Source organism: uncultured Alcanivorax sp., from assembly GCF_947258575.1.
Taxonomy (GTDB): domain Bacteria; phylum Pseudomonadota; class Gammaproteobacteria; order Pseudomonadales; family Alcanivoracaceae; genus Alcanivorax.
In genome coordinates, this window is the sequence record NZ_CAMYIV010000010.1 from 159357 (window position 1) to 171461 (window position 12105).

Here is a 12105-nt window from a genome sequence, read left to right on the forward strand (position 1 = left end):
TTAGAGATGCAGCAACTCAACCCGTCCGAAATCAGCGAGATTATCAAATCGCGCATTGCGAAACTTGATACCTCCACCGAAGCACGCAACGAGGGTACGGTTGTATCCGTATCCGATGGTATCGTGCGTATTCATGGTCTGGCCGACGTGATGTTCGGCGAGATGATCGAGTTTGAGGGCGGCATCTTCGGCATGGCCCTTAACCTGGAGCAAGACTCTGTGGGTGCCGTGGTCCTGGGTGATTACCTGGGTCTGGCCGAAGGTCAGAAGGTACGTTGTACCGGCCGCATCCTGGAAGTCCCGACTGGCCCCGAACTGCTGGGCCGTGTGGTGGACTCCCTGGGTAACCCGATCGACGGCAAAGGCCCGATCGATGCCAAGCAGACCGACGCAGTGGAAAAGGTAGCGCCTGGCGTTATCTGGCGTCGTGAGGTTAACGAGCCTGTCCAGACCGGTTACAAGTCCATTGATGCCATGGTGCCGATCGGCCGTGGTCAGCGTGAGCTGATCATTGGTGACCGTCAGATTGGTAAGACCGCGGTAGCGGTTGATGCGATCATCAACCAGAAAGACTCCGGCATTAAGTGTGTCTACGTTGCCATCGGTCAGAAGCAGTCCACCATTGCTAACGTGGTGCGCAAGCTGGAAGAGCACGGCGCGATGGACAACACCATCATCGTTGCGGCCTCCGCTTCCGATCCCGCTTCCATGCAGTTCCTGGCACCGTTTGCCGGCTGCACCATGGGCGAGTACTTCCGTGATCGCGGTGAAGATGCACTGATCGTTTATGATGATCTGACCAAGCAAGCCTGGGCCTATCGTCAGATTTCCCTGCTGCTGCGTCGTCCTCCGGGTCGTGAAGCTTATCCTGGTGACGTGTTCTACCTGCACTCCCGTCTGCTGGAACGCGCCGCCAAGGTAAACGAAGATTACGTAGAGCAGTTCACCAACGGTGAAGTGAAAGGCAAAACCGGTTCTCTGACCGCACTGCCGATCATCGAAACCCAGGGTGGTGACGTTTCCGCTTTCGTACCGACCAACGTAATTTCCATTACCGATGGTCAGATCTTCCTGGAAACCGACCTGTTCAACTCCGGTATTCGTCCGGCGATGAACGCGGGTGTATCCGTATCCCGTGTAGGTGGTTCCGCGCAGACCAAGATCGTCAAGAAGCTCGGCGGTGGTATTCGTCTGGCTCTGGCTCAGTACCGTGAACTGGCGGCATTCGCCCAGTTCGCATCCGACCTGGATGACTCCACCCGCGAACAGCTGGAGCATGGTCAGGCGGTTACCGAGCTGATGAAACAGAAGCAGTACAGCCCCATGAGCGTTGCCGAAATGGGTGTTGTTCTGTACGCAGCGAACGAAGGCTACCTGAAAGGGATGGAAGTCGAGAAAATCGGCGCCTTCGAAGCGGCTCTGCTGGACTACATGAACAGCGAAAAGAAAGCGTTGATGGACAAAATCAACGAGAAGGGTGACTACAACGGCGAGATCGAAGCCGAGATCAAAGAATCTCTCGATCAGTTCAAAGCCACCCAGACCTGGTAATTCGCTGAAAAAGGGTACTTCCTATGGCCAGCGGTAAAGAGATCAAAGGCAAAATTGCCAGCGTCCAGAGCACGAAGAAAATTACTCGTGCAATGGAAATGGTGGCAGCCTCCAAGATGCGTAAAGCGCAGGAGCGTATGGCGGCAAGCAAGCCCTACGCGACTCGCATGCGTCAGGTGGTTGCACATCTGGCCAATGCCGATCTGGAATACCGGCACAGCTACCTGCAAGAGCGGGAAGTGAAGAACGTTGGCTACATCGTAGTGACCTCCGATCGGGGTCTCTGCGGTGGCCTCAATGTAAACCTGCTCAAGAATGTCGTCAAAAGCTCGCGAGAGTGGGAAGAAAAAGGCGCCAAGGCCCAGTACTGCGTAGTGGGCTCCAAGGGTGTTTCTTTCTTCAAAAGTGTTGGCGGCAATGTGGAAGCGACAGTGTCCGGTTTGGGGGATGCCCCTCACCTGAACGACCTGATCGGTTCCATCAAAGCGATGCTGGATGCCTACGATAATGGTGAGATCGACCGCTTGTACATCGTGTACAACGAGTTCGTGAACACCATGACCCAGGCGCCCAAGAACATTCAGATGCTGCCGCTGGAAGCAGCAGATGATGAAGAGTTCAAGCGCCACTGGGACTATATTTACGAGCCGGCCCCGAAAGCACTGCTCGACGAGTTGCTGGTGCGGTTCATCGAGTCCCAGGTGTATCAGGGTGTGGTAGAAAACAATGCCTGTGAGCAGGCAGCGCGAATGGTAGCGATGAAAGCGGCCAGTGATAACGCCGGCGACATCATTCGTGATCTGCAGCTGGTGTACAACAAAGCACGCCAGGCTGCTATTACGCAGGAAATCTCCGAAATCGTTGGTGGTGCTGCTGCGGTCTGATTTGTCAGCAGACTGGTAGAAAGAACGCGGCAAAAACGCAAGTTAAGAGGATGCAAGCATGAGTAGCGGTCGTATTGTTCAGATCATCGGTGCTGTGATCGACGTGGAATTCCCGCGCGACGGCGTACCGAAGGTATATGACGCCCTCACCGTGGACGGTACTGAAACCACGCTGGAAGTTCAGCAGCAGCTGGGCGACGGCGTTGTCCGTACCATTGCCATGGGCTCCACCGAAGGTCTGAAGCGTGGTCTTGACGTGATCGACTCCGGTGAGCCGATTCAGGTTCCGGTAGGCACCAAGACCCTGGGCCGTATCATGGACGTGCTGGGTCGACCCATCGACGAAGCCGGCCCGATCGGTGAAGAAGAGCGCATGCCGATTCACCGTGCTGCTCCTACCTATGCGGACCAGGCAGCCACCAACGAACTGCTGGAAACCGGCATCAAGGTAATCGACCTGGTTTGCCCTTTCGCCAAAGGCGGTAAGGTTGGCCTGTTCGGTGGTGCGGGTGTAGGTAAAACCGTAAACATGATGGAGCTGATCCGGAACATCGCGATCGAGCACTCCGGTTTCTCCGTGTTTGCCGGTGTGGGTGAGCGTACTCGTGAGGGTAACGACTTCTACCACGAAATGAAGGACTCCAACGTACTCGATAAAGTATCGCTGGTTTACGGTCAGATGAACGAGCCGCCAGGTAACCGTCTGCGTGTAGCGCTGACCGGTCTGACCATGGCCGAGAAGTTCCGTGACGAAGGCCGTGACGTACTGTTCTTCGTGGATAACATCTACCGTTACACCCTGGCCGGTACCGAAGTATCTGCACTGCTGGGCCGTATGCCTTCAGCGGTAGGTTACCAGCCGACCCTGGCGGAAGAGATGGGCGTTCTGCAGGAACGTATTACTTCCACCAAGACCGGTTCCATTACCTCCGTTCAGGCCGTATACGTACCTGCGGATGACTTGACTGACCCGTCTCCGGCAACCACCTTTGCTCACCTTGATGCGACCGTGGTACTGAGCCGTGACATCGCCTCCAAGGGTATCTACCCGGCGATCGATCCGCTGGATTCCACCTCTCGTCAGCTGGATCCGCTGGTGATTGGTCAGGAACACTACGACGTGGCCCGTGGCGTGCAGTCTGTACTGCAGCGCTTCAAGGAACTGAAGGACATCATTGCGATCCTGGGCATGGACGAACTGTCTGAAGAAGACAAGACCATCGTTGCCCGTGCTCGTAAGATCGAACGTTACCTGTCCCAGCCGTTCTTCGTGGCCGAAGTATTTACTGGCTCTCCGGGCAAGTATGTTTCCCTGAAGGACACCCTCACCGGTTTCCGGGGCATCCTTGACGGTGATTACGATCACATCCCGGAGCAGGATTTCTACATGAAGGGTTCTATCGACGAAGTGGTAGAAGCCTACAACAAACGTAGCAAGTAACCTGCACCGGGAGACAAGCAAATGGCGATGACCGTGCATTGCGACATTGTTAGTGCAGAACGCCAGCTGTTCTCCGGTCTGGTTGAAATCGTGGTGGCCTCCGGTGTGGAAGGCGATCTCGGTATCATGCCGGGCCACGCCCCGCTGCTGACCCGGCTCAAGCCGGGTCCGGTACGGGTGAAGAAGCAGAATGGTGAAGAAGAAGTGTTCTATGTATCCGGCGGCTTCCTGGAAGTGCAGCCGAAGCTGGTAACTGTGCTGGCCGATACCGCAGAACGTGCCGACAACATGGATGAAGCTGCTGCCGAACAGGCAAAACAGCGCGCCAAGGAAGCACTGGAAGGGAAGAACTCCGAAATGGATTATTCCCGTGCCGCCGCTACCCTGGCCGAGTCCGTGGCCCAGTTGCGCGCAATTCAGCAGTTGAAGAAGAAAGGGCGGTAAGCACCTTTTGCAATTCTTCAACACAGAGGGGGGTAGCCAAGTGCTACCCTTTTTTGTTTCTGTCATAGACCTGAGTCCATGACTTGATCGCGGCGCCTGACGTAAGCCTTTGCCGCCACAGAAAATTTTCTTCAGTCGATCGCATTCCCTGATGCGACGCTTCTTCAGAAAATTCCCTGTGACAACAAATTCTTACGCCATGCATCCACGCTGAAACCATGGATTCAGGTCAAGAGACAGAAATGTCACGATGTCATGCTATAAAGCCGCAGGGCAGATCGCGACAAGGGTAAAACATAAGGACAGGGTATGAGTTCAGGGTCTATTGCAGTCGTCATTCTCGCCGCCGGCAAAGGCACCCGCATGAAAAGTGCGTTGCCCAAGGTGCTGCATGAAGTGGCCGGCAAAGCCATGGTCCAGCATGTGGTGGATGCCGCCAGCAGCCTGGCCGCCGACAACACCATCATCGTCTACGGCCACGGTGGGGATCAGGTGAAAGAGATCGTCAACGGCGATCACCTGCAGTGGGCCGAGCAGGCCGAGCAGCTGGGCACAGGCCATGCGGTGGCCCAGGCGATGCCCCTGGTCAAGGAAGATATCGTACTGGTGCTGTACGGCGACGTCCCCCTGATCCGCCCGGAAACCCTGCGGGATTTTGTCGCCTCCGTGGATGACAAGACCCTGGCGCTGATGACCCTGACCCTGGACGACCCCAGCGGCTATGGCCGCATCGTTCGCGATGGCCAGAACAATGTGCAACGCATCGTCGAACAGAAAGACGCCAGCGAAGCGGAACTGGGTATCCCGGAAATCAACACCGGCATCCTCGCCTGCACCCGTGGCTTCCTGGATGACTGCCTGCCCAAGCTGTCCAGTAACAATGCCCAAGGCGAATACTACCTCACCGACGTGATCGCCATGGCGGTGCAGTCCGGTCTGACCGTGGAAACCCTGCAGCCGGAATTCGCCTGGGAAGTGGACGGTATTAACGACCGGGTGCAGCTGTCCCGCCTGGAGCGCATCTACCAGCTGGCCCAGGCCGAATCCCTGATGCGCGACGGCGTCACCCTGCGCGACCCGAACCGCCTTGATGTACGCGGCAGCGTGCAGATCGCCACGGATGTGATCATCGATGTGAACGTGGTGCTGGAAGGCGACGTCACCATCGAGGAAGGCGTGGTCATCGGCCCCAACTGCATTATCCGCGATACCAACATCGGTGCTGGCACCGTCATCGAAGCCAACAGCCTGGTGGATGGCGCCATTGTCGGCGAGCACTGCACCATCGGCCCCTATGCTCGCCTGCGCCCCGGCACCGAGCTGGCGGACAAGGCCAAGATCGGCAACTTTGTGGAAACCAAGAAGTCCTATGTGGGCGAGGGTTCCAAGGTGAACCATCTCACCTACATCGGCGACAGCCAGATCGGCAAGGGCGTCAATGTGGGCGCCGGCACCATTACCTGCAATTACGATGGCGCCAACAAATTCCAGACCGTGATGAAAGACGGCGCCTTTATCGGCTCCAATTCTTCACTGGTGGCACCGGTCACCATCGGCGAAAATGCCACCGTGGGCGCAGGCAGCACCATCACCAAGGATGTGGACGACAACGGCCTGGCCGTCGCCCGTGGCCAGCAGCGCAACGTCAGCGACTGGAAACGCCCGCAAAAAGGTTAATACCAGGTCCTCTCCCTGTCCCTCCCCGGCAAGTTGGGAGGGAGCCCTCCAGAACGGCGGGTGTTTAGCTCCCCTCTCCCGCTTGCGGGAGAGGGGCTGGGGGAGAGGGCTCGACTTCAAACAAAGGACTAACGCAACATGTGTGGAATCGTCGGGGCCATTGCCCAGCGTAATGTGACCAACATCCTGATCACTGGCCTCAAGCGCCTGGAATACCGGGGCTACGACAGCGCCGGTGTGGCGCTGCTCAATGATTCCGGCATTACCCGGGTGCGACGCCAGGGCAAGGTAGCTGGCCTGGAAAGCGCCACCGTGGACGAGCAAACCACCGGTTTCACCGGTATTGCGCACACCCGCTGGGCGACCCACGGCAAGCCCTCTGAAGACAACGCCCACCCGCACATGTCCGGCAGCGATCTGGCCCTGGTGCACAACGGCATCATCGAAAACTTCCAGGAACTGAAAGACGAACTGGAAGCCGCCGGTTATGACTTCCAGTCCCAGACCGACACCGAAGTCATCGTGCACCTGCTCCACCAGATACTGGCCACCGGCGTGGATCTGTTCACCGCCGTCCAGCAAGTGGTGAAGAAACTGGATGGCGCCTACGCCCTGGGCGTGATCCACAAGGACGAGCCCCATAAACTGGTCGCCGTGCGCTCCGGCAGCCCGCTGGTGATCGGCCTGGGCATCGACGAAAACTACATCGCCTCCGACCAGCTGGCCCTGCTGCCGGTGACCAACCGCTTCATCTTCCTGGAAGAAGGCGACCAGGCGGAAATCAGCACCGACAGTATTCGTATCGTCGACGCACAGGGTAACCCGGCCAATCGCGATACCCACGAATTCGACGGCACCCACGAAGACGCGGAAAAAGGCGAATATCGCCACTACATGCAGAAGGAAATCTTCGAGCAGCCGGCGGCCATCCAGAAAACCCTGGAAGGCCGCATCGACAGCCCGGCGAGCCTGATCGACGCCTTCGGCGAAAAAGCCCCGGCCATCTTCGACCGGGTGAAAACCGTGCAGATTGTTGCCTGTGGCACCAGCTACCACGCCGGCATGGTGGCGCGTTACTGGCTGGAAGACATCGCCGGCATTCCCTGCCAGGTGGAAGTGGCCAGCGAGTTCCGCTACCGCAACCACGTGGTACCGGAAGGCACCTTATTCGTCACCATCTCCCAGAGCGGTGAAACCGCCGACACCCTGGCGGCCCTGCGTGATACCCAGTCACCCAACTACGTGGGTCGCCTGGCCATCTGCAACGTGGACAGCTCCTCCCTGGTGCGCGAATCCGAACTGGTATTCCTCACCAAGGCCGGCCCGGAAATCGGCGTGGCCTCCACCAAGGCATTCACCACCCAGCTCACCGGCCTGCTCATGCTGGTGCTGGCCCTGGGCCGCCAGAAAGGCCTGGATGATGCCCGCATCGAAGGCATCCTCGACGAACTGCGCCAGCTGCCCAACCTGATCGAACAGACCGTTGCGCTGGACAAGCCCATCGAGAAGCTTTCCGAAGCCTTCGTGGAAAAACACCACACCCTGTTCCTGGGCCGTGGCGTGCAATTCCCGGTGGCCCTGGAAGGTGCCCTCAAGCTCAAGGAAATTTCCTACATCCACGCCGAAGCCTACCCGGCCGGCGAGCTCAAGCACGGCCCCCTGGCCCTGGTAGACAGCGACATGCCAGTGGTCTCCGTGGCGCCCAACGACGAACTGCTGGAAAAACTCAAATCCAACCTGCAGGAAGTCCGCGCCCGCGGCGGTGAGCTGTACGTGTTCGCCGACAAGAATGCCCACGTGAAAGAAGGCGAGGGCATCCACGTGCTGAACATGCCGGCGGTGCCGGAAACCATTGCCCCGATCGTCTATACCGTGCCGTTGCAGTTGCTTAGCTACCATGTGGCCGTGCTGCGGGGGACGGATGTGGATCAGCCGCGGAATTTGGCGAAGTCGGTGACGGTGGAGTAATAATTGATAATTGAGAATGGATAGTTGATAACGAAAGCCCGGCGATGCCGGGCTTTTTTGTGGGGGACAGGCTGACAAGAATCAGCTTGCTGTAGAAGCGTCGCTGGCGGCGCGGTCGCAGGAGAGAGTGAGGAGAGACTCCGGGCTGTAACCGGGGTTCTGGCCCAACGCATCCCCCAAATTGGGGATGCGTATACAACCTGTCGCACTGTAAAATTGAATTCATGAAGTGAAATAGTGTGTCACAGCATAATTTCGCTTGGGGGATCTTCTTCGTCTAAAAGATCACTGCAGCCGCATGCTAAAAATACGGCTGCTGATTGCCGGTGTCTGGAAATTGGGGAAATATAATGCATAAATTCATGCCTTTCTTGTTTGTTTTGATCTTATTCGGGGGGTGTGCGCTTTCGGATACACGAATGACTGCTAGCAGTAAGACGTTCAAGAATAGCGAAGCACTTGATAATTATTCGACGGCTGATTTACAGGGAATGCCAGTATCTAAGAGCAAGGTTTACCTAAAAGGTAAAACCAAGTGGTGTGCCGTTGGAAGTGGTCACCACGCGGAAGGTATAGAGGTTCCATTTTCAATGCTGGCCGGACGCACTTACCCGATCGGTTACAGGCTTCAGGGTGACAAACTGGAAACCATGATTCGTAGCCAGCTGGATTCTCTCGGTATGGATCTTGTCAATAGTGAAGCTGAAGCAGACTTTGTTCTTACCATGAAACTAGAACACAAGGACATTGATGTTGTTATTGAAAATGCACCAACGATCTTGTCTCTTTTTATGTTGTACCCGTTAACGAAGGGCGATGCATGCATGGCTTCAGGTCAGTTGATTGACAGGCGGTCAGGCAGAAATGAGGTTGTTATTGCTTTTGACTCCTGGGAGGGAGCGCAAAAGGGTGAAAAGCCAATTCGCACTGATATTGCGCTACATGTCACACCGCTAGCTATCGTGGTACATACCCCTATCAACTATATCTTCAAAAAGGATCTTCTTGAAGCCAATACCTACCTCGATAATCAGGTGGTTAATGGTTATGTTTCACGGGTTTATCAGCTCATGCAGCAAGGGATGTTTTACTGATGCGTTGGATATTCATGAAAAAAAATATAATTGCCATGTGCGCGACACTGCTGCTGATGTCCGGTTGCTCAATATCGCCAAAGGTTGAACCCGTTGATATAGGTCATGCAGGTATTGATGCAGGCATTGCCGTAGTGTCGTCTGCTCAGTATAACCTGTTTGCGCTACACCAGTTTGATGGTGATGTGCCGCCTGGATTTAAGCGTCGCTTTCGCTATTACGAAGGAACAAATCGACCTGAAGAAGACAGGGGAAGCATTCCTGATATTTATAGTTATCTTGGTGATGATTTTTTTGTCGAGCAAGCCAGCAAAACCCTTCGAAAAAACGGCTACAAAGTGGTAACACCAGATCAGGCGGACTATTTTCTGGTCTATAGTGATCTGGGTTTTCGCAAGACACCGACCTATGGTAGTGGGGTAGGTGTTGCGGCAGTGTTTGTTACCGCTTATACGCTGGGCCTTCTCCCTCCTCTATGCGACGACTTTGCTTTCACACTTCAACACAGCCTGTATCGTGCCGGTGAACTGGGTAATGCACTCGATGCAGAACAGAACGTACATGTTACGCGTAACTGTCTTAATCCATGGGCCCATGGATTTTTTCCGAGTAAAGAGTCGGAGGATGAGTTAGAGGAAATTTATGCCAACCTGATTGAGAAATCGATCAAGAGCATCCAGGTGAACTATGTTCTTTATTAGATTGCTATCGATGGGGATAATATTGTTGGCCGCTCAGCATTTACAGGCGCAAGTATTATACGAGGGAAAGCTCGGCCCGATTAAGTACGAAATGAGTGGTGTAAAAAAGGAGGTCAAGCCGCAGCTACGCAATGCCGTACGTAAACGATTGAAGCCGATGTTTTCAGGTAAAGGTGAAGTAGTTTACCGAATAGATTTCAAGGTCCGCTCTGACGATCTGGTTGGAATATCACCCAAAAAAGGAACGATAGGACTTGTGAAAGCAAAATGGCGGGTGACCATGGAGATGTCACGTTTTCGTCCCGACCAGGAGTCACTCGCTGTAGCCTCATTTCCGCTTTGGGCGAACCTTCTGACGACTGAATACCGCTATCACCACATCAAACGTGGAGGACCAACCGGTACTGCACACCCCCAGTACCAATTGATCAAGTTGCTTCCTGCCCGGATGGAAATCGCGTTAAGGGATTTTCGTGATCAGGATGTATCTATGTCACTTGCTGGACTTAACAGAAAAATGGACAAGCCGATCCATGTTACTGATGGTATCGCGCGGGCGTTTTCCGGGATTACGGTTGGCGTAAGCACCGCTGGCGATGCAGGTATGAGTATTCTGGAAGTGATCGGAGACCCGGCTGTGGCAGGGGCAATTAATAATGGCTTGCAGCAGGCCAATCGGGATATGGCTGCGAGAGATCGTACGTTCCAGCGGCAGGCTGTGGAAATCCAGGCCATGGTTCACGAGGCCCGTAATGAATCGTTAGAGGATCTGCAACGGCGAACGGCATTGCAGCGTCAGCAACAGGCAAACGTGACGAACAATGGCAAAATTATCGTGGCCCAAGCTAACAGTGCAGCGCAGGTGGATACGGCGAAACAAAAATGTCTGGCTCGAGGCGCCCAATGGGTTGCAGACAAACGACACTGTCTGTTGCAGCGATCACTTGCCGAGCGGCGTGCGGCTTGTGAAAGTAACGGTGGCGTCTTGTTTGCAGAAGAGGGTATCTGCTGGCGTGGTACTGTTGGCGGTAACGCTTATGTGTCGGAAAGTATCGAGCGCACGGCAAATGGAGAGTTGACGGGTAGCCGTACAATGCCAGATGTTAAAGTAAGAGGGAGTGGTGGCGGAAATAATGTTGCCTTGTCTTCGTCTGGTATGTCTCAATCCTCGTCAAAACGAGGCGGCGATGCGGCTGGTGCCACCGTAGGCGCTGATTGTGAGCCGATTAACCAGCAGGGAGTACGCATTCCAATGAAGCGAATTCCCAAACGCTATCATTGTTACAAATTTTCTGATGAGCGTCTGCTGGCTTGGCAAAAGGCGGATATGAGTGCCGGTGCCTTCTTTTATGAAGCAAGTAGTGAGCAGCGTGCGCGCAGTGATGCTTTGAATCGGTTGCAGGACAAGGCAATCAAGCAATGCAAATCGATGGGATTTGGTAGTAGTGTTAGTCTGTTCGATGAACAATTCAATGCCGGTGGACTTGTTCGGGGAAAGGCTAAAAATTGCTATAGCAATAACCGTATGGGAACAACGTTCTGGATGTGCGAAGCGGAAGGAAGTTTTCGCTGCGGTGAGCGGCAATGACGACACAAGCGTATGAGGGGGGCTTTACCTCATGCGCTCTTTTCTGACCTAAACATAGCTAACCGTTCCCATCCACCCGAATATTTCTGCCGATTGATAAGCCCCGCTCGTGCTCGACTCGAGTTCAGGTCTGAATGGCACTTACTTAAGTCCAAGCCTTTCATGCTGCTGACCGGTTCCATTCCCGTTGCTTTGGAGGATGGCCGTTCTTGCGTATATCGGCTTGTGCTTCATGTCTGGGCCGCGTCAGTAGTGGTGTAGGCTTTGGCCGTCGTTTGACCGCTCTCGGTTCAACTCTTCCCGAGCGAGGAACCTTGAGGGTCAAGTCTCCCATTTCCCATCATGGTTCTAGTTAGGGGCTCGTGGAGCCGTAGATTCTGGTTCAAGTAGTCCTGCCTCTTGTGCTTTTCTTGTGCCCAGCAACAGAGCCGCTTATTCCCAGCCCTATCATCCAAATAGTGAAACACCAAACAATTAGCTGTTTAACCCTCCTTGCACACCACTACATCAAGGCTTAGAAATGAATCTCTGATAACGAATAATCGGGGACACGCCGAGCGCCGGGCAAAGCTGGCGATAAATCAAGCGGTGAAAGTCCGCTGTTCGGTAAGGGCGATAGAAACAAGGGACACGCACCAATTTAACCAAGCTAAACCCTGACTTGCCGCCTCGCTAGACTTCGGTATACGGACTCAATGCTGACTTGATGGCCTTTTGAGCCAGCGAATCAGCATTAACCCAATGCATACATCTCCAT

Annotated in this window: 9 protein-coding genes; all 9 read left to right on the forward strand. The window is 54.9% G+C overall.

From position 1 onward, the window contains the following. Positions 1–6: 6 nt before the first annotated feature. The 9 genes from atpA to Q0Y02_RS10550 all read left to right on the forward strand — a co-directional run bounded on the left by atpA (position 7) and on the right by Q0Y02_RS10550 (position 11348). Positions 7–1551, forward strand: coding sequence for a F0F1 ATP synthase subunit alpha (gene atpA / locus Q0Y02_RS10510; protein ID WP_035245636.1), 1545 nt, complete (start codon positions 7–9; stop codon positions 1549–1551). Positions 1552–1574: 23 nt separating this feature from the next. Next, positions 1575–2435, forward strand: coding sequence for a F0F1 ATP synthase subunit gamma (gene atpG, locus Q0Y02_RS10515; RefSeq protein ID WP_297767760.1), 861 nt, complete (start codon positions 1575–1577; stop codon positions 2433–2435). Between the two features lie 58 nt (positions 2436–2493). Then, complete coding sequence (gene atpD / locus Q0Y02_RS10520) at positions 2494–3876, forward strand: F0F1 ATP synthase subunit beta (RefSeq protein WP_297767763.1); 1383 nt, start codon at positions 2494–2496, stop codon at positions 3874–3876. Between the two features lie 21 nt (positions 3877–3897). Next, positions 3898–4320: a F0F1 ATP synthase subunit epsilon gene (locus tag Q0Y02_RS10525; RefSeq protein ID WP_035245630.1), complete on the forward strand. Its 423-nt coding sequence runs from the start codon at positions 3898–3900 to the stop codon at positions 4318–4320. 309 nt (positions 4321–4629) lie between these two features. Further along, positions 4630–5997, forward strand: a complete 1368-nt coding sequence (gene glmU, locus Q0Y02_RS10530) for a bifunctional UDP-N-acetylglucosamine diphosphorylase/glucosamine-1-phosphate N-acetyltransferase GlmU (RefSeq protein ID WP_297767765.1) — start codon at positions 4630–4632, stop codon at positions 5995–5997. 138 nt (positions 5998–6135) lie between these two features. Then, the gene (gene glmS, locus Q0Y02_RS10535) at positions 6136–7965 is read left to right on the forward strand and encodes a glutamine--fructose-6-phosphate transaminase (isomerizing) (protein WP_297767768.1); all 1830 of its coding nucleotides are present in this window, start codon (positions 6136–6138) and stop codon (positions 7963–7965) included. Between the two features lie 350 nt (positions 7966–8315). After that, entirely contained in the window at positions 8316–9059 is a 744-nt protein-coding gene (locus Q0Y02_RS10540; RefSeq protein ID WP_297767771.1) for a hypothetical protein, read from the forward strand. Positions 9060–9073: 14 nt separating this feature from the next. Next, positions 9074–9760, forward strand: coding sequence for a hypothetical protein (locus Q0Y02_RS10545; RefSeq protein ID WP_297767774.1), 687 nt, complete (start codon positions 9074–9076; stop codon positions 9758–9760). Beyond that, on the forward strand, positions 9747–11348 hold the full coding sequence (locus Q0Y02_RS10550) for a hypothetical protein (RefSeq protein ID WP_297767778.1): 1602 nt from the start codon (positions 9747–9749) through the stop codon (positions 11346–11348). The genes Q0Y02_RS10545 and Q0Y02_RS10550 overlap by 14 nt, the downstream gene beginning before the upstream one ends. Positions 11349–12105: the final 757 nt, after the last annotated feature.